24 protein-coding genes and 1 tRNA gene are annotated in these 24,992 nt (G+C 65.1%); 14 read left to right on the top strand and 11 right to left on the bottom strand.

What is annotated here, in order from left to right:
• Positions 1–48: 48 nt before the first annotated feature.
• Entirely contained in the window at positions 49–303 is a 255-nt protein-coding gene (locus tag IRL76_RS14065) for an HP1242/YdcH family protein (RefSeq protein ID WP_200981936.1), read from the top strand.
• Between the two features lie 221 nt (positions 304–524).
• A complete protein-coding gene (locus tag IRL76_RS14060; RefSeq protein WP_200981935.1) occupies positions 525–803 on the top strand; it encodes a YjhX family toxin in 279 nt (92 codons plus the stop codon).
• Positions 804–846: 43 nt separating this feature from the next.
• Here the strand turns inward: IRL76_RS14060 and IRL76_RS14055 are convergent, their stop codons facing one another.
• The gene (locus tag IRL76_RS14055) at positions 847–1,215 is read right to left on the bottom strand and encodes a thermonuclease family protein (RefSeq protein ID WP_200981934.1); all 369 of its coding nucleotides are present in this window, start codon (positions 1,213–1,215) and stop codon (positions 847–849) included.
• Positions 1,216–1,291: 76 nt separating this feature from the next.
• On the opposite strand from IRL76_RS14055, the gene IRL76_RS14050 reads away from it, so the two are divergent.
• Entirely contained in the window at positions 1,292–1,630 is a 339-nt protein-coding gene (locus IRL76_RS14050; protein ID WP_200981933.1) for a DUF1294 domain-containing protein, read from the top strand.
• On the opposite strand, the gene IRL76_RS14045 is transcribed toward IRL76_RS14050, so the two are convergent.
• Complete coding sequence (locus IRL76_RS14045; RefSeq protein ID WP_200981932.1) at positions 1,627–2,472, bottom strand: SDR family NAD(P)-dependent oxidoreductase; 846 nt, start codon at positions 2,470–2,472, stop codon at positions 1,627–1,629. The two genes, IRL76_RS14050 and IRL76_RS14045, sit on opposite strands and share 4 nt — an antisense overlap.
• A 107-nt stretch (positions 2,473–2,579) precedes the next feature.
• Between IRL76_RS14045 and IRL76_RS14040 the strand changes: the two genes are divergently transcribed.
• The 7 genes from IRL76_RS14040 to IRL76_RS14010 all read left to right on the top strand — a co-directional run bounded on the left by IRL76_RS14040 (position 2,580) and on the right by IRL76_RS14010 (position 7,251).
• Positions 2,580–2,756, top strand: coding sequence for a hypothetical protein (locus IRL76_RS14040; protein ID WP_200981931.1), 177 nt, complete (start codon positions 2,580–2,582; stop codon positions 2,754–2,756).
• Between the two features lie 71 nt (positions 2,757–2,827).
• Complete coding sequence (locus IRL76_RS14035; protein ID WP_200981930.1) at positions 2,828–3,739, top strand: sulfotransferase domain-containing protein; 912 nt, start codon at positions 2,828–2,830, stop codon at positions 3,737–3,739.
• A 52-nt stretch (positions 3,740–3,791) separates the two neighbouring features.
• Entirely contained in the window at positions 3,792–4,691 is a 900-nt protein-coding gene (gene argB / locus IRL76_RS14030) for an acetylglutamate kinase (RefSeq protein WP_200981929.1), read from the top strand.
• 82 nt (positions 4,692–4,773) lie between these two features.
• Positions 4,774–5,064: a YggT family protein gene (locus tag IRL76_RS14025; protein ID WP_200981928.1), complete on the top strand. Its 291-nt coding sequence runs from the start codon at positions 4,774–4,776 to the stop codon at positions 5,062–5,064.
• Entirely contained in the window at positions 5,064–5,960 is an 897-nt protein-coding gene (gene folD, locus IRL76_RS14020) for a bifunctional methylenetetrahydrofolate dehydrogenase/methenyltetrahydrofolate cyclohydrolase FolD (protein WP_200981927.1), read from the top strand. The genes IRL76_RS14025 and folD overlap by 1 nt, the downstream gene beginning before the upstream one ends.
• Positions 5,957–6,631, top strand: a complete 675-nt coding sequence (locus IRL76_RS14015) for a Cif family virulence factor (RefSeq protein ID WP_200981926.1) — start codon at positions 5,957–5,959, stop codon at positions 6,629–6,631. The genes folD and IRL76_RS14015 overlap by 4 nt, the downstream gene beginning before the upstream one ends.
• The gene (locus IRL76_RS14010; RefSeq protein WP_200981925.1) at positions 6,628–7,251 is read left to right on the top strand and encodes a MarC family protein; all 624 of its coding nucleotides are present in this window, start codon (positions 6,628–6,630) and stop codon (positions 7,249–7,251) included. Before IRL76_RS14015 ends, IRL76_RS14010 begins: the two co-directional genes overlap by 4 nt.
• Positions 7,252–7,254: 3 nt before the next feature.
• Here IRL76_RS14010 and IRL76_RS14005 read toward each other — a convergent pair whose 3' ends face one another.
• A complete protein-coding gene (locus IRL76_RS14005; RefSeq protein ID WP_246449836.1) occupies positions 7,255–7,866 on the bottom strand; it encodes an LON peptidase substrate-binding domain-containing protein in 612 nt (203 codons plus the stop codon).
• A 7-nt stretch (positions 7,867–7,873) separates the two neighbouring features.
• The gene (locus tag IRL76_RS14000) at positions 7,874–8,785 is read right to left on the bottom strand and encodes a tetratricopeptide repeat protein (protein WP_200981923.1); all 912 of its coding nucleotides are present in this window, start codon (positions 8,783–8,785) and stop codon (positions 7,874–7,876) included.
• A 195-nt stretch (positions 8,786–8,980) separates the two neighbouring features.
• Here IRL76_RS14000 and IRL76_RS13995 point away from each other — a divergent pair.
• Positions 8,981–9,055, top strand: a tRNA-Gly gene (locus IRL76_RS13995).
• Positions 9,056–9,148: 93 nt separating this feature from the next.
• Positions 9,149–11,299 carry a TonB-dependent receptor gene (locus tag IRL76_RS13990; protein WP_200981922.1) on the top strand — a complete coding sequence of 717 codons (2,151 nt, stop codon included), beginning with the start codon at positions 9,149–9,151 and terminating at the stop codon, positions 11,297–11,299.
• On the opposite strand, the gene IRL76_RS13985 is transcribed toward IRL76_RS13990, so the two are convergent.
• From IRL76_RS13985 to IRL76_RS13955, 7 genes are all read right to left on the bottom strand, one after another.
• Positions 11,296–11,754: a DoxX family protein gene (locus IRL76_RS13985; protein ID WP_200981921.1), complete on the bottom strand. Its 459-nt coding sequence runs from the start codon at positions 11,752–11,754 to the stop codon at positions 11,296–11,298. The genes IRL76_RS13990 and IRL76_RS13985 overlap by 4 nt on opposite strands.
• 52 nt (positions 11,755–11,806) lie before the next feature.
• Positions 11,807–12,982 carry a saccharopine dehydrogenase family protein gene (locus IRL76_RS13980; RefSeq protein WP_200981920.1) on the bottom strand — a complete coding sequence of 392 codons (1,176 nt, stop codon included), beginning with the start codon at positions 12,980–12,982 and terminating at the stop codon, positions 11,807–11,809.
• 339 nt (positions 12,983–13,321) lie between these two features.
• On the bottom strand, positions 13,322–14,104 hold the full coding sequence (locus tag IRL76_RS13975) for a thioesterase family protein (protein ID WP_200981919.1): 783 nt from the start codon (positions 14,102–14,104) through the stop codon (positions 13,322–13,324).
• The gene (gene dcd, locus IRL76_RS13970) at positions 14,101–14,655 is read right to left on the bottom strand and encodes a dCTP deaminase (RefSeq protein WP_173212812.1); all 555 of its coding nucleotides are present in this window, start codon (positions 14,653–14,655) and stop codon (positions 14,101–14,103) included. The genes IRL76_RS13975 and dcd overlap by 4 nt, the downstream gene beginning before the upstream one ends.
• 364 nt (positions 14,656–15,019) lie before the next feature.
• The gene (putA, locus tag IRL76_RS13965; protein ID WP_200981918.1) at positions 15,020–18,154 is read right to left on the bottom strand and encodes a bifunctional proline dehydrogenase/L-glutamate gamma-semialdehyde dehydrogenase PutA; all 3,135 of its coding nucleotides are present in this window, start codon (positions 18,152–18,154) and stop codon (positions 15,020–15,022) included.
• A 60-nt stretch (positions 18,155–18,214) separates the two neighbouring features.
• Positions 18,215–19,723, bottom strand: coding sequence for a glycerol-3-phosphate dehydrogenase (gene glpD / locus IRL76_RS13960; RefSeq protein WP_200981917.1), 1,509 nt, complete (start codon positions 19,721–19,723; stop codon positions 18,215–18,217).
• Positions 19,720–20,592, bottom strand: coding sequence for a phosphorylase family protein (locus IRL76_RS13955; protein ID WP_200981916.1), 873 nt, complete (start codon positions 20,590–20,592; stop codon positions 19,720–19,722). The genes glpD and IRL76_RS13955 overlap by 4 nt, the downstream gene beginning before the upstream one ends.
• Positions 20,593–20,820: 228 nt before the next feature.
• On the opposite strand from IRL76_RS13955, the gene IRL76_RS13950 reads away from it, so the two are divergent.
• Together IRL76_RS13950 and IRL76_RS13945 are read left to right on the top strand one after the other, a co-directional pair.
• Positions 20,821–23,601 (top strand): phosphoenolpyruvate carboxylase, encoded by a 2,781-nt coding sequence (locus IRL76_RS13950; protein ID WP_200981915.1) that lies wholly within the window; start codon positions 20,821–20,823, stop codon positions 23,599–23,601.
• A 52-nt stretch (positions 23,602–23,653) separates the two neighbouring features.
• Entirely contained in the window at positions 23,654–24,991 is a 1,338-nt protein-coding gene (locus IRL76_RS13945) for a patatin-like phospholipase family protein (protein WP_200981914.1), read from the top strand.
• Position 24,992 lies beyond the last annotated feature (1 nt).

The raw sequence follows: 24,992 nt of genomic DNA, 5'->3' as shown, positions 1-24,992 counted from the left end.
CTAGCATCGGTCCTGCAAAATCACTCCAGGACAAGGATGCACGCCCAGATGTCGCAGCACACACCCAACGAACTGACCCAGATCTTCGCCCGCGATCGCGAGTTGGTCACGCGGCTGAAGACCGAGGATGCGCATTTCGCGCGGCTCGCCGACGAATATCACGAGGTGAACCGCCAGGTGCACCGCATCGAGGCCGAAACCGAGGCGGCAAGCGACGAACGCTTCGAGACACTCAAGAAGCAGCGCCTCGCCCTGCTCGACGAAATCACCGCCATCATCACCAAGGCACGTGCGGAGGCCTAGGTCTCCACGCTCGCGATTGACCGCGCCGCCCCACCGGCGTTATTCTCCGCCGCAGGAGTACTATGACAGAGCTTGCCTTCCGCTGATCGCCGTGCCCTGCCCCCTGATGGGTGGGTGAGCGCATGGCCTTCGCCGGCGGTGCCCCGTCAGACCGGGCGGCCGCCGACCCCGCGCGCGTTCCTTCGCGTCGCGCGCGTCCAAGGACAGCGGACAAGCATCCCATGAATATTTCGAAAGCGGAGCAGCGCACGCTCCACGCGCTCGCCCAAGGCGGGCAGATCCTCGTGCGTCGTGACGGCGAGGTTTCCGGCAACAAGGGCCGCCCGCCGATCAGCGCGGTCGAATGCTACAATCGCGACGGCTACGTGCTGGTCGACTGCAAGATGGCGACCTTCGCGCGGCTGAAGAAGCGCGGCTTCATCGCCAGCCACGGCGGCGGCCCCTACCGCGTCACCCGCGCCGGCCTCCTCGCCGTGCGGGCGCAGCTGGACAACCGCTAGGGGACACTGGTGCGAGGGGCGGGAGACCGCCCCTCGCATCGCTTCATGCGCACCAGTCGATCCGCTGCGTCGTCCAGCCGCCGCCTTCGGCGAGGCCGAGGCCGATCATGTGGTCGGCAAGCTCGTCCTTGCCCCGCCGCGCCGCGCGCAACTCGCGGCCGTATTTGTCGCGCGGGGGATCGGCGCCGCCGTTCCATTCGAACGGCCCCCCGGCGAGCCAGGCGTGAAGCGCGCGCTTGGCCTCCTGCGCCCTGGTCCGCTCGGCAGCGCAGGCGCCGTCCATCTCGGGCGCATCGAAGCCGGTCAGTCGGATGCGCCGCCACTGCGAGCGCCGCGCCCGCGCCTTCTGCCAGCGCGCGTCAAAGCGGGCCGGTTGCGGTTTCCTTCGCGATACGAATCGTCTGCGGGCCATTGTCGATGTTCCGTAGCGCGATCCGTTAAGCCTTGCGCGCTAGACCGATGGCAGAGCCGATGAGTCGCATGCCCCGATGACCGAATATTTCGCCTACTTCCTGATCGCGATGAACTTCGCGGCCTTCGCCATGTTCGGCATCGACAAGGCCCGGTCCGAAGCCGGCGAATGGCGCATCCGCGAAAGCACGCTGCTGACGCTGGCGCTTTTCGGCGGTCTGCCCGGCGCGCTGGCGGGCCGTTCGCTGTTCCGCCACAAGACGCGCAAGAAGAGTTTCAACGAGGCGCTGCGGCTCGTCATGCTGCTCTACCTGCTTGCCATGCTCTACATCCTCTACATCAGCCTGCTCAGCGACAGCCCGATGCGCGACGAATTGCTGCCGAATGCCCTGACGAAGGTGTTCGAGCGCAGCTAGCGCTGAGGCACCCGGTCACGGATGCGGTCGAAGCCTGCAGTGATATTGGCGAAGCGTTCGTTGATGAGCGGTTCGAACTGGAGGTCGGTGAAGATGTAGGGCCAGTCGCCCTCGATCCCTTCGCGGACCAGTTCCCCGACATAGCGCGGGTCGATCCCGTTCTCGATCGCCTCGCGCGCCAGCTGGACGAACTCGGCGGCGCCATCGCCCTCGTTCTGCTGCTCGAGCTCGCCGAAACGGGTAGGAACGTTGCGACGCGAATCCATGATCTGCGTCCTGATGAAGCCCGGGCACAGCACCGACACACCAATCCCGCGCGAGGCAAGGTCGACCCGCAGCCCTTCACTCAGGGCGACCACGCCGTACTTGGTGACATTGTAGGACGGACCTGTTGCGGCGATGAGCCCGGCAATCGAAGCCGTGGAAACTATCTGGCCGCCCTCGCCGTGGCTCTCGATGAGCGGGCCGAAGACCTCGATGCCCCAGACGACGCTCATCAAATTGACCCCGATGGTCCAGTTCCAGCTGGCATCGGTCCACTTGCCGTATTCTGCGCCGCCCCCGACGCCAGCGTTGTTGACGAGGATATGGACCTTGCCGAAGCGCGCGATGGTCTCGTCCGCAGCCTTCTGGAGCTCTTCCTTGAGGCTGACGTCGGCGCGAACACCGGCGACGTCGGCGTTGGTCGCGGCAAGTCCCTCCACCGCGCGATCGAGCGCGGCCTGCTCGATATCGCAGAGCATGACCTTGACTCCCGCAGCGGCGAGAGCCTGAGCAATGCCTAGCCCGATACCTGAGCCTGCGCCGGTCACGAATGCGACCTTGCCTTCCAGATGCTGCATCGTCCTCTCCTCCTCTTTTCTCCGTGCGCGAGCATGGACCTGCGCAATCCGCGCCGCAATGGCGAATGGGAGGCGCTCGTTAACTCTCGCGAGTTAGGATGACGGCCATGTTCGGCCCACGACTCGGAACCGTCTTTGCCAGCCGATGGCGCGCGCTGTGGTTCGGCGCCAGCGTGCTGCTGCTCGCCTATTGCAGCGTGCCCTCCCCAAAAGAAACGGCAAAGCAGCAGGCGGAAATCGCCGCCAAGAAGCATGCAGCCAATCCCTGGGCGCTCGAAAAGTAGCTCTGCCTTCCCTCGTCGCGGTCGCGATGGCATAGTTCCCGCGGGGACGCGCCTTGCAGGGGGAGACAGGGATGACGGTCGGACTGGGGCGTCTTGCGCGCTCGATCGAAGAAGTGGGAACGAACCTCGGCGCGATGCAGGCGATCGAGAGGCCTGACTATCGCACCTATGAACCGCATGACGGGGATGTCTTCATCACCTCCTGGGCCAAGAGCGGTACCACCATGACCCAGCAGATGTTCCACCAGCTGCGAATGCTCGCTGCAACCGGCGAGGCGGACATGGATTTCGACGACATCAGCCGCATGACGCCGTGGGAAGACACTGCGCAACAGAACAATTTCGACATGAATGTGCCGCAGAAGGCGTCACCGCGAGGCTTCAAGTCACACCGCGAATACGAGCGCCTGGAGCCGGGCATGCGTTACATCGTGACGCTGCGCGACCCGCATGAAACCTACCACTCGTTCCACCGCTTCTTCTCGGGCTACCTGTTCGAGCCGGGTACCATCCCGATGGAAGAATTCTTTCCGCTCTGGATGATGGGCGGGCCGGGCGGCTGCGACTACTACACGCACTTGCTGAGCTGGTACGCGCGCCGCAACGAGCCAGATACGCTGCTCGTCACCTACCGCTGGATGGTGAAGAACAAGGAGGCGATGATCCGGAAGATGGCCGGCTTCCTAGGTATCGACGCCGACGACGCGATGATCGACCGGGTCGATGCGCTGACGACGCGCGAGTTCATGTACGAACACAAGGACAAGTTCGACGACGCGATGATCAAGCAGGGCATGGCGGAAATGCTGGGCCTGCATGATCTTGAATCGAGCAAGGTGAAGGCCGAGGGAAGCGATGCAAAGCAGGTCCCGCCTGCGATTGCAGCACAGATCGACGCGCTGTGGGCAGAGCGGGTTGCGCCGGTCACGGGACACAAGGACTTCGCCAGTCTCGCGGCGGAAGTCGATGCCCTGCAGGGATAGGAGCGGGTAAAACCGCTTTCCTCCCCTTTCCCGCCCCGCTAGTTCGGCCCGCATGACCGACACCGACCTCTCGACGATCCACGCCAAGGCGGAAACGCTGATCGAAGCGCTGCCCTATTTCCAGCGCTACGCGGGCAAGAGCTTCGTGGTGAAATACGGCGGCAACGCCATGGGCGACGAGCAGGCCGCGCGCGAATTTGCCGAGGACGTGGTCCTGTTGAAGGCGGTGGGCATCAACCCTGTCGTCGTCCACGGCGGGGGGCCGCAGATCGGTGCCATGCTCGAAAAGCTGGGTGTCGAAACCCGGTTTGTCGATGGTTTGCGTGTCACCGACAAGCAGACCGCGGACGTAGCTGAAATGGTCCTGTCCGGCGCGATCAACAAGGCGATCGTCGGCTCGATCGCGCGTGCCGGCGGCAAGGCGATCGGCATTTCGGGCAAGGACGGCGGCCTCGTCACCGCGACCAAGCTGCAGCGCACGCAAAAAGACCCGGACAGCAATATCGAGAAGGCGCTCGACCTCGGTTTCGTGGGCGAGCCGAGTGCAGTCGACACCACAGTGCTCGAAACCGCGACTGCTGCCGGTATGATCCCGGTCGTCGCGCCGATTGGCGTTGGCGAGGACGGACATACCTACAACATCAATGCCGATACGATGGCGGGCGCGCTGGCCGCGGCCCTGGGCGCTGCGCGCCTGCTGCTGCTGACAGACGTGACCGGCGTGCTCGACAAGCAGGGCAATCTGTTGACCGACCTCAGGCCGGCCGACATCGCGCGCCTGCGCGAAGACGGCACGATCAGCGGCGGCATGATTCCCAAGCTCGAAACCTGCGTGAAGGCGGTCGAGGCCGGGTGCGAGGCGGCGGTCGTCCTCGACGGGCGCGTGCCTCACGCGATGCTGCTCGAATTCTTCACCGCGCGCGGTGCGGGTACGCTCGTCAGCGCCGGGTGACACTGCCGCTTCGGGGGTGGCGCGCTCCGTGCCACTCTTGTAGGACACCGACAAAGTTTCAACCGACGGGAACGCGACTGAAATGACAGGCCTCGTGGCACTCTACCAGATCGTCGACATGATCACCTCGATCGTGATCATGCTAATCATCATCCAGTTCATCATCGGGCTGCTGTTCGCATTCAACGTGGTGGGACGGTCGAACGAATTCCTCGCCGCCTTCTACGATGCCATCAATCGGCTGTTCGAACCGGTGCTGCGACCGATCCGCAACTTGTTGCCGAACACGGGCGCGATCGATTTCTCGCCAATCGTGCTGATCATCCTCCTCAACATCGTCCTGATCGTTCTCGGCTCGGTGGCCTTCGGCTGATGAGCGCGGAAATTATCGACGGGAAGGCCTTCGCGGCGAAGCTCCGCGCACGCGTGGGCGAGCACGCGGCGAATTTCGAGCAGGCGACGGGTCGCAAGGCGGGCCTTGCCGTGGTCCTCGTCGGCGAGGATCCGGCCAGCGAAGTCTACGTCCGCAGCAAGGGCAAGGCGACCGTTGCCGTGGGCATGGAGAGCTTCGAGTACCGCCTGCCCGCCGACACCCCGCAGGACGAACTCGTATCACTGGTCCGCAAGCTCAATGCTGATCGCAGTGTCGATGGCATCCTCGTCCAGCTGCCGCTGCCCAATCACCTCGACGAAAAAGCGGTGATCGCGGAAATCGACCCCGACAAGGACGTGGACGGCATCACCCCGGCCAATGCGGGACGCCTGGTCCTGGGGATGGATGCGCTGGTGTCCTGCACCCCGCTCGGCTGCACCATGATCCTCAAGGACATGCTTGGCGACCTTTCCGGCATGGACGCCGTCGTGGTCGGTCGCTCGATCCTGTTCGGCAAGCCCATGGCGCAGCTCCTGCTCGCAGAGAACTGCACGGTGACGATGGCGCACAGCCGCACGCGCAACCTGCCCGAAGTGCTCCGCCGCGCAGATATCGTCGTCGCCGCAGTCGGCGTGCCCCATCTCATCAAGGGTGACTGGCTGAAGCCGGGCGCGATCGTGCTTGATGGCGGGATCAACCGCCTCGCACCCGAAGCTGGTGAGGAGAAGGGTCGCATCGTCGGTGACGTCGCCTACGACGAGGCACTCGACCATGTCCGCGCCATTACGCCTGTCCCGGGCGGTGTGGGGGCGACCACAATTGCCGTTCTCCTGAGAAACGCGATTGTCGCAGCCTACCGCAATGAGGGCCTCGACTTGCCCGAGGACGCCTTGTGAGAATCGTCGCGCTTTCGCTGGCGGTTTTGCTTGCCGCCTGTTCGGCATCGCCGCAGCGACCGCGCGACTATTATGCCCGGCTCCTCACGCCGACCGCCAAGCCGAGCGAAGTGGTGGCCACAGAACTCGCCTTCGCCAGGCGCGCACAGGAAAAGGGTCAGTGGACCGCCTTTCGTGAATATGCGACCGGCGATGCCACCATGTTCGTGCCCGAACCGGTCAATGCGCAGGATTGGCTGAAGAAGCGGACCGATCCTGCCGAGGCAGTGAAGTGGCAGCCGCACGAAGTCTGGTCGAGCTGCGACGGCTCGTTGGCGGTCACCCGCGGTGCTTGGCAGCGGCCGAACGGCACGCATGGCTATTTTACGACCGTCTGGGAGCGCCAGAAGAACGGCGATTACAAGTGGGTCATGGACCAGGGCGACGTTCTGGCGGAGCCGCTCATAGCACCCGAGTTCATTCGTACTGTCGTCGCGGAATGCCAGCGTTCCAATATGTTTGTCCAGGCAGACGGAGCAAAGCGCCAGTTCTTCGGCGAGTCTGCCGACGGCACCCTGTCCTGGCACTTGAATGTCCGCGATGACAACGCGCGCGACCTAACCGTCTACGTGAACTCGCCCGCTGGCATGGACAAGATGCTCGAGGTCGCTGTAGCGGCGCCGACACAATGACCCAGCTCTTCATCTCCGCCTTCATCACTCTCTTCGTCGTGATCGACCCGCCAGGTTGCGCGCCGATCTATGCGGGACTGACGAAGGGCGCGTCGCAGGCCCAGCGCCGCAACATGGCGATCCGCGCGACGATCATCGCTTCGGCCATCCTGCTGGTGTTTGCCCTGTTCGGCGAGGACCTCCTTGGCGCGCTGCATATCGAGCTCGACAGCTTCCGCATCGCCGGCGGCCTGATGCTGTTCTGGATCGCCTTCGAGATGGTCTTCGAGAAACGCACCCAGCGCCGCGAAGAGCGGGCAGAGAAAGTGGCCGCCACGCCCGAGATCGAGGACGTATCGGTCTTCCCCATGGCCATGCCGATGCTGGCCGGCCCCGGCGCAATAGCCTCGATCATGCTGCTGATGAGCAATGCCAAGGGTCTCGAAGGGACCTTGATCGTCCTGGCCGCGCTCGCTGCGGTCCTGCTCCTGACGATGCTGGCACTGATCGCTGCCGGCCCGCTGATGAAGATTTTCGGCGACCGCGTCGAAGCGGTCATCACCCGCCTGCTCGGCGTGCTGTTGGCAGCCCTCGCCGCACAATATGTGATCGACGGCTTGAAGAACTCTTTCGGGCTCTAGGCCCTACTGCAGGGTGACGATCTCGTCGCCGTCGTCGCGCAGGGCGAAGAACTGCATCAGCTGGATCATCAGCTCGCACCGGTTGGCGAGGTCGGGCGCCTCGAGCAATGCCTGCTTCGACGCCGCGTCGAAGGGGATGATCTGCGCGACACCATTGATCAGCGTTTCGTCATCGAGCCGCGACACTGAGTCCCAGTCCACCGAATATCCCTGCGCATCGGCGAAGCGGCGCGCCTCGAATTCGAAGCCGGCCCGCTCGACGCTGGAGAGGTACTGGTTTTCCGGATCCTCGATGATCTCCGCCTCGACCTGGCGGAAGGGCGTCTTGACCTCGAGTTCGCGGATCACGCGGAAGCGCGCCTCGCCGTCGAGGACGATATTGTACCGCCCGTCTTCCAGCGCCTCAACATCACCGATGCGGCCGACGCAGCCGATCTCGTAGAGCGGGGCGCCTTCGCGCGAACGCTGCGGCTGGATCATGCCGATGAGGCGGTCCTTGGCCAGGGCATGGCCGACAAGCTCGCGATAGCGCGGCTCGAAGATGTGCAGCGGCAATTGCAGTCCCGGGAACAGGATCGCGCCGGGCAGGGGGAAAATGGAAAGCTTCGTGCTCACGCGCGCCCTAACCGAACAGCAGCCGCGAGAGGCGGCGGCGTGTCGCGACAACCCAGGCATCTTCCAGCCCGACGGCTTCGAAGATCTGCAGCAGCTTGGACTTGGCCGCGCCTTCGTTCCACTCGCGATCGGCCTCGAACATTGCCAGCAGCTCGTCGGCCGCACCGTCGCGGTCGCCGGCAGCAAATGCCGCCTCGGCATAGGCATAGCGCGCATCCATGTCGCCACCCGCAGCCTTGGATTTTAGCTCGGCCAGTTCGCTGTCGTCGACGCGATTGCCTGCAAGCTCCAGTGCAGTCTTTGCCTGTGCCAAAGCAGGGTCTGCGGCGACAGCCGGGTTTGCTTCAGCCGAGGTCATGGCCGCCTGCGCCGCTTCGACATGACCTGCCTGGACGAGAGCGCGGACCAGGCCGGAATGCGCGGCAGCATTGTCGGGTGCCATTTCCGCAACCTGGCCGAAGATTCCCGCAGCACGCTCCGCATCACCTTCCGCCAGCACCTGTTCGGCCATCTCGACGAATTGCGACACGTCCTTTTGCGGCGCCCCGCCATCAACCTCGCCGCCTTCGATCGGCAATTGGGCAAGGATCTGGTCGAGCGTTTGCTTCAGCTGCGATTCGCTGCGCGCATTGGTCAGGTCGGCGACGGGCTGGCCCTGGAACATGGCGTAGACTGTCGGTATCGACTGGACTTGGAACTGGGCGGCGATGAATTGCTCCTTGTCGACATCGATCTTGCGCAACTCGACGCCCTTGTCGGCGTACTCGCCTGCGACCTTCTCGAGCACCGGCGCAAGCGCTTTGCACGGTCCGCACCAGTCGGCGTAGAAGTCGAGAATGACGAGCTTGCTCATCGACGGCTCGACCACCTCACTGCGGAAGCGGTCCACGGCCTTCTGTTCGTCGATGCTGAGACCCATGCTCGCCACTTTGATCCGCCTTTCTGCGTGAAATTCCAGCGCCCCATGTGGGACTTGTCGCGCCAATGTGAAGGGGCGCACGGGCCGTGGCAAGGCCGCTTCCAAGAAAGCGCTTTTTGGGCTTGCGGGACTCAAAACCCGCTGCTAGTTGGCCGCCTCCCCACCGGGACCACTTGGTTCCGGTAGCGTCAGTGAGCGGGCGTAGCTCAGGGGTAGAGCATCACCTTGCCAAGGTGAGGGTCGGGCGTTCGAATCGCCTCGCCCGCTCCATTTTTCACTGCATCACGCATTTCGTCCGGCAATTTCGCCGTTCCGGCGACTAATCGCTTGCGTAGTTAGCGCTTGCCACTATCTGGCGCGGTGATGTTGTATCATGCACGCGGCAAGGCCGCTCTTCTCACCTCGCTCTCTTTCGTAGCGCTGACCTTCCCGCAGCCCGTCCTGGCGCAGGACGCCGTCCCTGCAGGCGAGCCAACGGCGCAGGAAGCGGCCAGCGATCCGGCGGATGCCGGTGACGACCTCCATGACAGGCGGATCGATTATAAGGGCGAGATTGTCGTCACCGGTCACGGGCTGAAGAAGCTCGATCTGCTTGCCGGCACCTCTGTGATGGACGTCCGCGCCATCCAGGAAAACACCGCCGGCCAGATTGGCGAAGTGCTTGCCGGCCTCCCTGGTGTCTCTGCGACCAGTTTCTCCCCGGGTGCGTCCCGCCCCGTGTTGCGCGGCTTCTCCGGCGAGCGTGTCCGCGTCCTTGTCGACGGGATCGGCTCGATCGACATTTCGAACACTTCCGCCGACCATGCAGTTACCATCGACCCGCTGACAGCAGAAAGGGTGGAGGTCCTGCGCGGCCCGGCCGTCATGATGTACGGCAGCTCGGCCATAGGAGGAGCGATCAACGTCATCGACAAACGCATTCCCCGCAGGGTCCCCGATGAATCCTACCATGTGGACGCATTGGTAGGAGCAGATACGGCAAGCGACATGCGCGAAGCCGGTGGCTCGCTCGACGTCCCGCTGGGCGGTGGATTTGTCGGCCATGTGGACGGCAGCTGGCGCCAGTCGGACGACCTTTCGATCGCCGGATACCAGATCGCGCCGGCCCTGCGCGAAGTACTGCTCGGCCAGGCCGATGCTCTCGAACTTGGCGGCGATACAGATGCCGCTGACGAACTTCGCACGGCCGCTCTCAATCGCGGGACACTACCGAACAGCGGCACCGAGACCTGGACAGCCAATGCGGGCGTCGCCTTCTTCGCTGGCGAGAGCAACATTGGCGCCGCGATCGGCGTTTACGACACGGCCTATGGCGTTCCCACGCGCCCGGGCGGCGGGGAGGCGGAGGAAGTTTCGATCGGCCTGCGTCAGTATCGTGGCGACCTCAGAGCCGAAGCCGTGACCGGCGACGGATTTCTTGATCGCATCCGCCTGCGCGCCGCCTACAGCGATTACACCCACACCGAATTCGAAGGCGGAGATCCGGGAACGACATTCGACGTTCAGGGGATCGAGGGTCGCCTAGAGTTCATCCAGGCCGATCGCGGAAACTGGCGCGGATCTTTTGGCGGGCAGTACTATTTCCGTGACTTCCTGGCCGTCGGCGACGAGGCCTATATTTCGCCCAACCGCACCCAGCAGCTGGCCGGCTTCGCGCTGCAGGAGTTCGACATCGGCCCTCTCGAACTCGAGCTTGCCGGCCGTTTCGAGCACTCATCCGTCGATTCCACCCAGATCGGGTTCGCACGCAGTTTCAATGCCGTGTCGGGTGCTGCAGGCCTTGCCTACGAGACCGATGGCGGACTGCGCTTTGGCGTCAACGCGTCGCGAGTCTCGCGCGCGCCGAGTGCTGAGGAATTGCTGGCCAATGGTCCCCATATAGCCACCCAGTCGTTCGAAGTTGGCGATTTGGGATTGAAGGTCGAACGGGCATGGGGCGGAGAAATCTATGCCCGCGGGTCCAAAGGCCCGATCCAGTTCAATCTCGCGTTCTTCAAGAGCTGGTTCGACAATTACATCTACCAGGCCGCGACAGGCGATGTGGAGGACGGCCTCCCTGTCTACGAATACCGGCAGGGCGATGCGACCTATGCCGGGGTCGAAGGCGAGGCGAGCTGGGCCTTTATCGACAACGGGCCGGTATCGGTGCTCCTCGACCTCAAGGGCGACTACATCGATGCCAAGCTTGCCGACGGCACGCCACTGCCGCGCATCCCGCCGCTCAGCCTGACGGCCGGGCTCGAGGCGCAGAGCGATCCATGGGACGCGCGGGTCGAGGTCGAATGGGCCGATGACATGACGCGGACCGCACCGCTGGAAACACAGACCGAGGGCTTCACCCTGCTCAACGCGAGCTTCACGTGGCGGCCCATTCGTGGCGACAGGAATATCGCGATCGTGTTCAAGGCCGACAACATCCTCGACGTGACGGCCCGGCGCCACGCCAGCTTCACCAAGGATTACGTGCCGATGGCAGGGCGCAATTTCAGCGCCAACCTGCGCGCCAGCTTCTAGTCGGCGCGCGTTTCGGTTAGCCCTTCGGCCTTGCCTTCGGCATGGGCCGCCTTGACCTCGGCGTCATGCGCCCGGTCGCGTTCGCGCCAGGTGCCGACCTGGCCGCGCACCTGGCCATAGGCGAAGACCATCATCAGCCCGCCGATCACCGCGAGGTTCTTGAGCGCCATTGCCGCCTGCAGCTGGTCGGTGACCTTCTCGTGGAAGAACAGCGTCGCAAGCGCGGTGAAGCCGATCAACAGCACGCTGGCCAGCCGCGTCATGAAGCCGCTCGCGAGCACAAGCCCGGCGACGATCTCGAACACGCCCACGGCCAGTGCAAGGCTGCCCGGGATCGGTGACTCGGCTTCCATGTAGGCTGCGGTCCCGGCAGGATCCATAACCTTGCCGAAGCCTGCGAAGATGAACAGCGCACCCAGCAGGATGCGACCCAGTATGGCGGCGATCGTAGCCATTTCTTCTCTCCCCTTGTTGCTTCCCGAAACGGCCCTCTCCCGCCGTCGTTCCTCAATCCTCCACGGCGAAGGTCAGTTCGGCATGATCGCGCAGGCGTTCGACCAACGCTTCGCCGAGGAACGAGCCGGGCGTGCCTACACCCCCTTCGGCATCGCTGGCGAGCAATGCCATGCCCGTCTCCGCCAGCATCCGGCTGGTCGAACCATAGCCCGGATCGTACCGCCCCTTGACCCCGTAATGGATGCGCTTCCCATCCGGCCATTCGCCGACGAAGAGCACATCGTAGTAACCGTTCTCGCGCTCTTCCTTGCTCGGCCCTTCCCCCGGCGCGGGCGGCTTGGCGCCGAAGGGGTTCTTGAGCATTTCCATAACCGCATTGGCCGCCGCCTTCCCCGCTTCGCCAGGGCTGGTGAGCATCATCTCGTCGTAGCGGAAGTCCTTCCCGTAGGGGAAGTCGCGCAGGAAATTGGTGCGGTGGACGTTCTTGGTGTTGATCGTCGCCATGATGAAGGGCGCGGCCCACTTGCCGAGCTCGTCCTCGTAGCGCGGGATCATGCCGCTGGGCTGGTCGGGCCCCTCGAATCCGGGCGTCAGGCCGAATGGGCTGTTGAGCACCTTGATGATCGAGGGGTTCTTGGCTGCCGCCTTCACCGTCGCGGTCAGGCTGGCCGCCGTGCCGCCCGAGAACGTGCCCTGCATCCCGCGAACGCGGCCCTTCACGCGCGGTGCGGGCGAGCCGTGGCGCTTCACCGCTTCCTGCTGCAGCATGAAGACACCGAGGTCGAAGGGGATGGAATCGAATCCGGAAGAGAAGGCGATCCGCGCGCCGCTCTTCTTCGCTGCCTCGTGGTGGAGGTCGATCTGCTCACGCATCCATGCGGGCTCGCCGCAAAGGTCGGCATAGTCGGTCCCGGTCTTCACGCAGGCGGCAACCAGCGCATCGCCGTAAAGCTGGTAGGGCCCCACGGTGGTCAGCACGACCTTCGTCCGGTTGCACATGGTTTCGAGACTCAGTGGATCGTCGGCATCGGCGACCACCAGCGGGGTCGAGGACGGCGCGCCGATCTCGCCGCGCACTTCCTCCAGCTTGGCCATGCTGCGACCCGCCATCGCCCATTTCGGACCGTCGGCCTTGTTGCCGTATTCGCGCACGAAGTGTTCGGCGACGAGGCGGCCGGTGTAGCCGGTGGCACCATAGACGATGATGTCGAATTCGCGGTCAGCCATGGATTCTCTCTCCTTTGCCCGCCTGAATGCGCGCCACATGGGCCGGAGTCAAAGACGTAGCGTCAGTGCCAATCCAACAGGATGGAACACATGGAACACGGTCCAGGGAATTAATGCCGCCCCTGTCACTCTGCGCGGCCGGAAGTGTCACCATTGGGCGCAAAGCGTCATTCGCACCAAGGCTGATGACACCCCATGCCGGCGATGTGTCACCGAGCCGCGCGCAAATGTGTCGCCTTGGCCCACGCCAATTGTCATCGTGGAAGGACTGGTTCGTTGGATCGCGCATGGGGAGGCAAGCAAACCCGATTTCGCGGGAGTAGGAAAGCGCGCCTTCGGCTATGCCCCGCGCGGGATGCGCGGCAGCACGCCGGTCTGGCTCGATATCGCCAGCAACCGTCCGTCCTCGGCAAAGTGCCGCGCCGACCCATGGACCACGCCGCGGTCGAAGGCGGCGAATTCGATCACCGAAAGCACCCAGCCCGGATCGGTCCCCTGGACGAAGCGGAACATGGCATCGAGGCTCGACCCGCCGCGCGAGGCCGAATGCGCGCCGAGGAAGAGGTCGGAGATGATCGCCAGCCATCCCGCATCGACGGCGAAATCCGCGCGGCTGCGGGTCCATATCGCCTGCATTCCGCGCGCCTCGTCATACAAGGCCACGCGATATTCGAACTGGTCGGGCAGTCCGCCGGGGGAGGAATGGCTGATCTCGACGGGTGTCGCGGCATCGGGACCGGGCAGGTCGGGCATCTGCGCGAAAAGCGTCTGTTCGTAAGGCTCGCGATAGCCGAGCGCGCCGCTTGCACGGTGGGTCGGGCGCCCGTTGACGCTGGCGGAGCCCGCATATTGTGCCACCGCCTGCCCGCCGCCGCATTGCTCGACCGCGACCACCAGCTCCTCGGCATGCTGCGTCGGGCCGAGGAATTGCACCTGTGCCCAGAGCAGCGGCAACTCGCTGTCGAGTCCCATCGCATCGACGATCGCCGCCAGCGCGACACCGCCCATGATATGCGGCGCGCCATCGGGTCCGGCGGTCGCCGGGGGCATGACGGGGAGGATGTATTCGCCGCTTCGCTGGCCGGGAACTACCCGCCAGAACGGAAAGCGGCCGACGCTCATAGCCTCGGCAAAGTCACCCCGCGCTGGCCCATGTATTTGCCTGCGCGGTCGGCATAGGTGACTTCGGGCCGCTCGTTGCCCTGCAGGAACAGGAACTGGCACGCGCCCTCGTTGGCGTAGATCTTCGCGGGCAGCGGCGTGGTGTTGGAAAACTCCAGCGTCACATGGCCTTCCCAGCCGGGTTCCAGCGGGGTGACGTTCACGATGATTCCGCAGCGCGCATAGGTGCTCTTGCCGAGGCAGATGACCAGCACGTCCTCCGGAATGCGGAAATATTCGACCGTGCGGGCGAGCGCGAAGCTGTTGGGCGGGATCACACAGACATCGGTATCGCGATCGACGAAGCTGTTGCTGGCGAAATCCTTGGGATCGACCACCGCGCTGTCGACATTGGTGAAGATCTTGAACTCGGGCGCGACCCGCGCGTCATAGCCGAAGCTCGACAGGCCGTAAGAGATGCACCCCTCGCGCCGCTGCGCCTCGACGAAGGGCTCGATCATCCCTTCGTTCATCGCCTTGTCGCGGATCCACTTGTCCGAAAGAATCGCCATGCGAGAGGGATTCCCGATTGGGGGGGCGGGGGCAAGCTTGGGGCAGGGAATATCCCCTCTCCTGACCATCTTTGCCTAGTCACTGGAAACGAACAATTAGGACGGTCCTCTTATCTTTGACGTCGAAGGAGACGACGATGTCATTCACAGAGAAAGAAAAACGCGACTGGCATGCAAATCGGAAAGCTGGCCGCAGAGATTCTTGCAGCGCACCGAAGGTCAGTTGCGGACACTGCGGGGCACCAGTGGGCCCTGATCAATCCAATTCGCAATTCCCGCTATGCGCGGCGTGCGAATAAGCTCCGAGTCGGAATCGAACTTGAGAGCTGATGAGGCTATTCGTCCTAGTAAGTAGTCGAGCTAACTAGCTCGCCAGCAGCGTCGCATTACCCCCTGCCGCAGTCGTGTCGATGCACACCACCCGCTCCGTGGCAAAGCGCAGGACGTAGTGCGGGCCGCCGGCTTTGGGACCGGTGCCTGATAGGCCCTCACCGCCGAAGGGCTGGCTTTCGACCACCGCGCCGATCTGGTTGCGGTTGACGTAGAAATTGCCGACCCGCGCGTGGCGCTCGACATATTCGCGGGTCTCTTCGAGCCGCGAATGGAGGCCCAGTGTCAGGCCGTATCCGGTGGCGTTGATGTCGCGCACGACCTGCGGCAGGTCGGCGGCCTTGAAGCGGACCACGTGGAGGACAGGGCCGAAGTTCTCGCGCTTCAGGTCGAGGATCGAATCCATCTCGATGATCGTCGGTGCGACGAAGCAGCCCTTGGCAGTCTCGGGCGCGAGGTCGCGTCGCCAGATCGTCCTGCCCGACTGTTCGCGGCGGGCGACATGGCGTTCGAGCGCGGCCTGCGCATCGGGATCGATCACCGGGCCGACATCGGTCGCGAGGTCGTCGGGATCGCCCACGCTCAGCGCCTCGAAGGCACCGCGGATCATCTCGATCATGCCGTCGGCGACGTCCTCCTGGACGTAGAGCACGCGCAGGGCCGAGCAGCGCTGACCCGCGCTCTGGAAGGCGCTGGCGACGACGTCGCGCGTGACCTGCTCGGGCAAGGCGGTCGAATCGACGATCATCGCGTTCTGCCCGCCGGTCTCGGCGATGAAGGTGGCGATCGGCGCATCGCGCGCGGCGAGACTGCGGTTGATCGCCTGCGCGGTCTGCGTCGAGCCGGTAAAGGCAACGCCCGCGATGCGTGGGTCGGAGGTTATCATCGCGCCGACATCGCCCGCGCCGGTGATCAGCTGGAACACGTCCTCGGGAATGCCCGCCTGGTGGCACAGCTTCACCGCCAGCGCGGCTATCAGCGGGGTCTGCTCGGCGGGCTTGGCGACCACCGTATTGCCCGCGGCGAGCGCCGCGGCGGCGGGGCCGATGAAGATGGCGAGCGGGAAGTTCCAGGGCGAGATCGTGGCAAAGACGCCGCGCCCGGCGAGCGTCAGGCGGTTCTCCTCGCCGGTCGGGCCGGGCAGCGGGATCGGCGCATTGAACAGCCGCCGCGCCTCGCCCGCGTAATAGCGCAGGAAGTCGACCGCCTCGCGCAGTTCGAGCACCGCATCGACCAGCGTCTTGCCCGCTTCGCGCTGGCACAGGCTGAGGATTTCATCGGTATGCGCTTCGAACAGGTCGGCCGCTTCCTCGAGCAGCAGTGCGCGCTTCTCGCCGCCGAGCGCGTCCCAGCCGGGCTGGATCGCTTCGGCCCGGGCGATGGCCTCGGCCACTTCCTCGGGCAAGGCATCGCGGCGGGTGCCGACGGTCTGGGTGAGGTCGTGCGGCTTAGTGATCGGGGCGGTCTCGCCCTCGGCGCCCGAGACGAAGGTCGGCTCGGCGTGCCACTGGCGGCTTTCGAGCGCGGCGAGGCGCTCCAGTAGCGGCTCGCGCACGGTCGGATCGGCGAGGTCGACGCCCGCCGAATTGATACGGTTGGGCAGGATGTCGCGCGGCAGCGGGATCGCCGGATTGCGATAGGGTTCGAGCGCGGCGAGGTCCGCCACCGGGTCGGTTACCAGCTCGCTCACCGGCACATTGGCATCGGCCATGCGGTTGACGAAGCTCGAATTCGCCCCGTTCTCGAGCAGTCGGCGCACGAGGTAGGCGAGCAGGTCCTTGTGCGTGCCGACAGGTGCATAGATGCGCACGTTGGTGCGGGCATTGCCCTCGGCCTGCGCAAGCGCGTCGTAAACGTCCTCGCCCATTCCGTGGAGACGCTGGAACTCGAAAGTCTTGCCTGCCGCGAGCGCCTTGATCGCGCCGATGGTGTAGGCGTTGTGCGTGGCGAATGCCGGGTAGATGGCATCGTCGGCGGCCAGCATCCGCTCGGCACAGGCGAGGTAGCTGACGTCGGTCGCAAGCTTGCGGGTGAACACCGGGAAGTCCTTGTAGCCGCCGACCTGGCTGAGCTTGATCTCGGTGTCCCAGTACGCGCCCTTGACCAGGCGGACGAAGAACTTGCGGTCATGCTTGCGGGCAAGCCGCGCGACCCAGTCGACCATCGGAAGCCCACGCTTCTGGTACGCCTGAACCGCCAGCCCGAAGCCGGTCCACTGCGAGCCGTCGGCCCGGGTGAAGAGCGCATCGTCCGCCGCCAGCGCCTCGATGATGTCCATCGACAGTTCGAGGCGCTCGGCCTCTTCGGCATCGATGGTGAAATGGATGTTCGAATCGCGCGCCAACACGGCGAGGTCGCGGATCATCGGGACGAGGTCCGCCACCGCCTGCGCGGCGTGAAGGAAGGTGTACTTGGGGTGCAGCGCCGAGAGCTTCACCGAGATGCCGGGCGAGGTTTCGACCTTGCCCGTGGCCTCCTTCGCCAGCCTCACGATCGCGCGCTCGTAGCTCTGCCGGTAACGCTCGGCATCGGCAAAGGTCATCGCCCCTTCGCCAAGCATGTCGAAGCTGTGCGTCAGGCCCTTGGCCCGTTCCGGCGCGGCGCGCTTCAGCGCCTCGTCCATCGTCCGTCCGAAGACGAACTGCCCGCCGAGGATGCGCATCGCCTGCAGCGTCGCCTTGCGGATCACCGGCTCGCCGAGGCGATTGACCGTTCGCTTCAGCGTCTTGCCGAGGCCCTTCTGGATATCCTCGGGGCGGTCGAGCACTTCGCCCGTCAGCATCAGCGAAAAGGTCGCCGCATTGACAAAGGTCGAAGAGCTTTCGCCGAGGTGCTCGGCCCAGTCGATATCGCCGATCTTGTCGCGGATAAGCGCGTCCGCAGTCGCGGCGTCGGGAACGCGCAGCAGCGCCTCGGCGAGGCACATCAGCGCAATGCCTTCCTCGGTCGCCAGGCCGTACTGCTGGAGGAAGGCATCGAGCCCGCTGGCCTTGCGTGAACGCGCGCCCTCGATCAGCCGGCCTGCAAGTTTCGCCGCCTCCGCGTTCTTCTCCGACGCGCGCTGCGCCTGCGCCATGCGCTCTGCGACCAGCGCGTTTTCTTCCGCGCGATATGCCTCGCGCAATGCCTGGCGGGAGATGGACTTGGGGAGGGAATTTTCGGCGGCCATACGACTCAATTCTTGCGTGAAAGATTGTTGCGCGGCCCTTGGACCCGCAACCTCGCGCAATCAAGCGAAGTCGACGCGTGCCGTAGCGTTCTCAGCCATCCAGCGGATCACCCGCTCCTTAGCGTCTGCGGGCAGGTGGAGACCCAGCTTGCTGCGCCGCCACAGCGAGTCCTCACCAGTGCGGGCGTATTCGTGCTCGACGAGGTAACGCAATTCGGCCTCGTAGAGGTTGCCCCCCATGTGTTCGCCCAGGTCGTCGAGGCTGGTGGCATCACCGAGCACTTCGGCCAGCCGCGTCCCGTAGGCGCGCGCCAGCCGGAGAAGCATTTCGGGCGGCACCCATTCGCGCCCCTCGCTGGCGCGCCACAGGAAGCGCGCGAAGTTGCCGTCCTCGAATTCGCCGCCGGGAAGAGTTGCCTCTGCCGTCCACGCCTCTCCGGGCAGGTCCATCGCCTTGCCCAGCTTGGCCAGCGCATGTTCGGCGAGCTTGCGATAGGTAGTAATCTTGCCGCCATAGACCGACAGGATCGGCGCGCCGTCCGCCGTGTCCAGTTCGAAGACATAGTCGCGCGTTACGGTCGAATTCTTCGCCGCATTGTCCTCGTAAAGCGGCCGCACGCCGGCATAGGTCGCGGCAATTTCGTCGGGCGTCACGCTGCTGGCGAAATAGCGCGAAGCGGCCTCGCACAGGTAAGTTACCTCCGCAGGCGAGATCTCCACTGCGTCGAGGTCGCCGTCGAACAGCTGGTCGGTCGTGCCGATGAGGGTGAAGTCCCGCTCGTAGGGAATGGCGAAGACGATCCGCCCGTCGGGCTGCTGGAAGATATAGGCGTGCTCTCCCGGGAAACGGCGCGAGACGATGATATGGCTGCCTTTGACGAGGCGCAGGTGTGCGGGCGTGCCCTGGCCCAGCGCGACCCTGGCCACGCGGTCGACGAAGGGACCCGCGGCGTTGACAACGGCCCTCGCACAAACCTCGCGCGTGCCGGCCTCGTCCCGCAGCATCGCCTGCCACGCCTCAGGCCCCCGCTCCAGCCCGGTACATTCGGTCCGCGTCAGCACCTCGGCGCCCCGCGCCTCGGCGTCCATTGCCGTGAGCACGACCAGCCGCGAATCCTCGACCCAGCAATCGGAGTATTCGAAGCCGGACGTCAGTCGATCCTGCAGGACCCCGCGGTGTGGCGCCTTGCGCAGGTCGACCGAACGGCTCTTGGGCAGGCTCATCCGCCCACCGATATTGTCATAGAGCAGCAGCCCGGCCCGCAGCATCCACTTGGGTCGCATGGAGGGTTCGTGCGGCATCACGAAGCGCAGTGGCCAGATGATATGCGGCGCAGCATGCAGTAGCACTTCGCGCTCGCGCAGCGATTCCGCGACCAGTCGGAACTCGTAATTCTCGAGGTAGCGCAGGCCGCCATGGACCAGCTTGGTGCTGGCAGAGGACGTATGAGAGGCGAGGTCGTCCTTCTCGACCAGCAGGACCTTCATCCCCCGTCCCGCCGCGTCGCGCGCGATCCCCGCGCCGTTTATCCCGCCGCCGATGACGAGGAGGTCGTAGTACTCCTTCATGAGTGGCGGAACAGGCGTCCTGCCACGGCGTCGAGCTTGGAAAGCAATTCCTTGTCGTGCTTGTCCGGTGCCGTGATGACCGCATCGGACAGCGCATGGTCTATGGGCGAAGGATTGCGCTTCTTCGGCAGACCCTTGCAGAATGCCTCGACCGCCTTGCGGGCGACGGCAGAATTCTTGCCCATCTGCGCGACCACTTCGGCGACATCGACGCTGGCCTCGTTGTCGCGCCAGCTGTCCCAGTCGGTCACCATGGCCAGCAGCGCATAGGGAAGCTCCGCCTCGCGTGCGAGCTTGGCCTCGGGCATGCCGGTCATGCCGATGACTTCGGCGCCCCAGTGGCGGTAGAGCTTGCTCTCGGCGCGACTGGAAAACTGCGGCCCTTCCATCGCGAGATAGGTCGCGCCCTCGCTGCAATCCCCGCCGACCTTGGCAACCGCCTTCGCCGCGTGCTTCGACAGGCGCGGGCACACCGGATCGGCCATGGAGACATGCGCGACGAGTCCGTCTCCGAAGAAGGAGGAGGGACGACCCTTGGTATTGTCGATGAACTGGTCGACCGTCACGAAGCGGCCCGGGGGCAGTTCTTCGGACAGCGAGCCGACCGCGCTGATCGCGAGGATGTCGGTGCAGCCCGCCCGCTTCAGCGCATCAATATTGGCGCGTGAATTCAGTGTGGACGGCGAGATCCGGTGACCGCGTCCATGGCGCGGAAGGAAGCGCACGCGCACATGGCCGATAGTGCCGCAGAGGATTTCGTCCGATGCCTCGCCCCACGGCGAGTTGATCCGGATCCACTGCGCATCCTCCAGCGCATCCATCGCGTAAAGGCCCGATCCGCCGATGATTCCGATGGTCCAGTCGCTCATGATCTTCCTTGGTCCCTTTTCAAAAGGCACTGCCCGCCCGCACGTGACCGCACGGTTCCGGCTTAGGGTTAACGCGCAGAAGGGGGTGACCTCTCCCCGACGCCGTGTCCAGCCCCGGCAGGCATTTGCGCGCCGCAACCGTATTCATGCAAGGCGAAGGATAGCCTTGCTTGACGGGAGGGCGCCTCCGCGCCGAACAGTGTCGCCTCTGAAAGCGAGGACAGTGCGATGACCCCGAAGCCGCTCCAGCCGACCCTAGCCGCGCTCAGCGAGCGGCTGCGCGAGCTGCACCGGACCACTGCGCAGACACCGCTGTTCAACCCGGTATTCCAGCTTTCGCTCGACCTGTCGCGCCAGCTCGAAAGCGGGATGACCTCGATTGCCGACCTTGCCGGGCTGGTCGACGAGCTCGAAGCCAAGTCGCTCGAATCGCGCGCCTCGCGCCTGCGCTGCCTGGTCGAGCCTTCCGCATCCTCGCGCCGTCTTGCGGAACTGGCCGATGCATCAGGCAATTTCGACGCCTTTCGCAGGTTCTGGGAGCGCCCGCATCTCCACGCGGTCTTCACCGCGCATCCGACCTTCCTCCTCACGCCCGGCCAGTCGCAAGCGGTCGCACAAAGCGCCGTGACCGGCGATCCCATCGCGCCGGGCACCGGAAGCGAGCGACCCGACATAACTCTCGCTTACGAACACGAATGTGCCATGGCAGCCATCGGCCGCGCGCAGGACGCCCGCGACCGGATCGTCGCCGAAGTGTTCCGGCAGGCGAGCGAGGCATGGCCCGAACGCTGGCAGGAACTGGCCCCGCTGCCTTTCCGCTTCGCCAGCTGGGTCGGCTACGACATGGACGGCCGCACCGATATCAAGTGGTACACCTCGATCGCCTTCCGCCTGTCGGAAAAGGCTGAACGCCTGTCGCGCTACGCCGCCTCGCTCGAAGCCATCGACGGTGCGCACCCGCTGATCCCGACCTTGCGCACGGCAGGCGATCTCGCCGCTGCCAGCGCCGCGGAGTTCGGCGGCGACCTTTCCGATCCGGCAGACCTTTCCGCTGCCGCCGACCGGCTCACCGAAGGGGGTGAGGCGCGACTGCTCTCGCTCACCCCGCTGGTGGCGCAGCTGGAAGAGGGGGCCCGCACCGCCCAAACCGGCAAGGCGATCGCCCTGCGCACTCTCGCCGCGGCGATGCGCGCAGACGGCCTCGGCATGGGCTGGATCCACTTCCGCGTGAATGCCAAGCAGCTGCACAATGCGATCCGCCAGCGGCTCGGGGATGCGCACGACATCGATCTCGGCAGCCGCGGTGCGGTGGCGGCGCTGCGCGACCTCGTCGATGCCGCTGAGCCGATCAGCGCCAATTTCGCCAGCCTCGCGGTCGAAAGCTCGACAGCGGTGCGCCAGTTCCTCGCCATGGCGCAGATCCTCAAGCATGTGGACGCAGATGCGCCGATCCGCATGCTGGTGGCCGAATGCGAGCAGCCCTCGACCGTGCTTGCCGCGCTGTTCTTCGCCAAGCGCTTCGGGATCGACGGCAAGGTCGACGTCTCGCCCCTGTTCGAGACCGAGACAGCGCTGGAGCACGGCGGGCGCTTCCTCGACCAGTTGCTCGCCGAGGAAGCCTACCGCAGCTACGCCCGAAAGCGCGGCCGCGTCGCGATCCAGACAGGCTTCTCCGATGCCGGGCGCTTCGTCGGCCAGATCCCCGCAAGCCTTGCCATCGAGCGCCTGCAGGGCCGCCTCGCCGAGGCGATGGCCAACAACGGCATGACCGATGTCGCGGCGCTGGTGTTCGACACGCATGGCGAAGGCATGGGCCGCGGCGCCCATCCCTCGAGCTTCGAGGACCGCCTCGAATGGCCACTGAGCCCCTGGGCGCAGCGCCGTTTCGCCCGTGCGGGCATTGCGCTGGAGCCGGAAGCGAGCTTCCAGGGTGGCGACGGATACCTGTTCTTCGGCACACCCGAGCTGGCACTGGCGACCCTGACTCGCATCGTCCAGTTCAGTCCCGCGCACACCGACACCGATGCTCCGGTCGATCCTTTCTACCGCCGCACCGACCTCAGCCTCGACTTCTACCGCGCGATCAAGGAGCACCAGCGCGACCACCTGGAAAGCCGGACCTACAGCCGCGCAATTACCGCCTTCGGCCTCGGCCTGCTCAACGAAACCGGCAGCCGCAAGTCGCGCCGCCAGTCTGACATCGCCGCCGACCGCGACATGAGCCTGCGGCAGATCCGCGCCATCCCGCACAACGCCATCCTCCAGCAGCTCGGCTACCCGGTGAACATCATCGCCGGTGTCGGCAGTGCAGCGGAAGGCAATATGGAGGACATCGCCGCGCTGATCGGCGAGAGCGCGCGCGGGCAGCAGATCATGCGGCTGGTTCGCGCATCGAACGCGCTCGCCAGCATCAAGACGGTCGCCGCCTATGGCGAGCTGTTCAATTCGGCATACTGGGCCAGCCGCCCCTATCGCGGGACCGAGGACCACCTCGGCGAGGCTTGCGAGGCCTTGGCCGAGTACCTGATTTCGGACGATCGCAACGGAGTCTTCCGCCGCCTCGCCTCGCGCCTGCGCGTCGATGCGCTCAAGCTCCACCGGCTGTTCGACCTGGTACCGGACGAGGACCCGCATCCCGAACGCGAAGGGGTGCGCCGCATGATCGGCGTGCTCCAGGCTGTTCGCCTCGCCCTGCTCCAGCACATCTTCCTCAAGGCCGTGTCGGTCCCGGCCTTCAGTCGGGCCAACGACATCAGCCGTCACGACGTGCTCGAGATGGTCTTCTCGCTCCGCATCGAGGATGCTCTGGCACAGCTGCGCCGCGCCTATCCGACCAGCTTCCCGCGCAAGGGGGATTTCGCCATGGCCGAGCCGGGCGATTACCCGCCGGGCCAGGACGAGGGTTATGCCGCCATCCGCCAGCAATTCATCGACCCGATCGACGATGCCTATGCCCTTTGCCTGCGCATCTCGACCTCGATCGCCAACGAGTTCGGCGCCCACGGCTGATTGAAATTTCGCGCTTTTCGCTTCACACCCGCAGGACAGGGGGAGAAGCGAATTGGGCAATTTCTTTCTTGGCGTGCTGGTCACGCTGGTGGCACTGGTCTCGATCGGGCTCACGGTCTTCAAGGTCTTCCGCCGCGGCGCGCTGACCTTCGAGGTCGAGGGCTTCTACTCGCATGTCATGGACGGCGATTCCGGGCCATTGTTTCGCGATATCCAGCGTGACGCCCAGACGGCCGAGCTGTGCCGGGTCGACGATCCGCTGGCCTGCTCCGTACGCGATGCAGTGCTGTGCCATTCACAGGAGGGGCCCGAAGAATGCAATGTCCTGCTGCTTTCAGGCGGCGGCCAGTGGGGTGCCTTCGGCGCGGGCCTGTTCGACACGCTGAGCAGGAAGAGTGGTGCCCCGGAATTGGCCCTGCCCGGGATCGGCGTGATTACCGGCATTTCGACCGGATCGCTGCAGACGATGATGCTGATGGTCGCTCTCGACGAGAAGCAGACACCCGAAATGCGGCGCTTCGCCATCGACCGCATGCTCTGGGGCTACTCACCGGAGAAGGAGAGCGATGTGGTCGATCACAACGGGCTCCTGACGGTCCCGCTGTACGGTTCGGCCGCCGGAACCGCGCCCTTGAGGAAGCGCATTATCGAGGCGCTGGCACCGGGCGGTGATTATCGCCTTGTCGATGCCATTGGCGCGTCGAGCGTTGCGGGATACGCGGGCTTCGTTGAAGCGGAGCGTGGCATCTTCCGCTATGCCGATTTGCGCGAATTGGTGAACAAGGCGGCGAGCAAGGCTGCCGCGACCGAGGCATTGGCGGCAGCCACGATGGCTTCATCCGCCATGCCGATCTTCCATCAGCAACTGCGCGTCGCGGGGAGCGGCGGCAAGGCATTGTCGCTCTACGATGGCGGCGTCAGGCGCTCGGTATTCTTCGATCGCGCGATGGCCCTCGTCGACAAGGAGGTGCGCGAGGCCATGGCGAGCCATGGCATGACCAAGACCGCCGCCGTCACCCAGGAAGCCTTTTCCGAAGAATACCGGCGCAAGGCCCCGAAAGTCTTCGTGGTCCGCAACGGCCCGACGGTGCGCAAGTTCGACCAGACCCTCAACCACAAGTCGGGTCCGCTCGAGAACGGCCAGCGCGGCTACGACCTGCTGGTCAACGAAAGCGAAATCGGCGCCATCGCTTCGCTCCGCCTGAGCAATCCCTATGGCGAGATCCTCGTCACAACGGCCGACCAGTACGACACCTTCCCGAGCGAGGTGGGCGAGAACTTCAAGAAGGACGAGATGTTCAAGCCCGCCTTCATGGCGCGGCTTCGCGATCTGGGGCGCTACAAGGCAGAACGGGCAGGCGGGGCCTTCTGGCCGCTCAGCACGCTCTAGC

It is taken from the genome of Qipengyuania soli (genome assembly GCF_015529805.1).
Lineage (GTDB): Bacteria > Pseudomonadota > Alphaproteobacteria > Sphingomonadales > Sphingomonadaceae > Qipengyuania > Qipengyuania soli.
The sequence above is the reverse complement of the archived record's forward strand: the minus strand, read 5'-3'. Positions and strand labels throughout refer to the sequence as shown.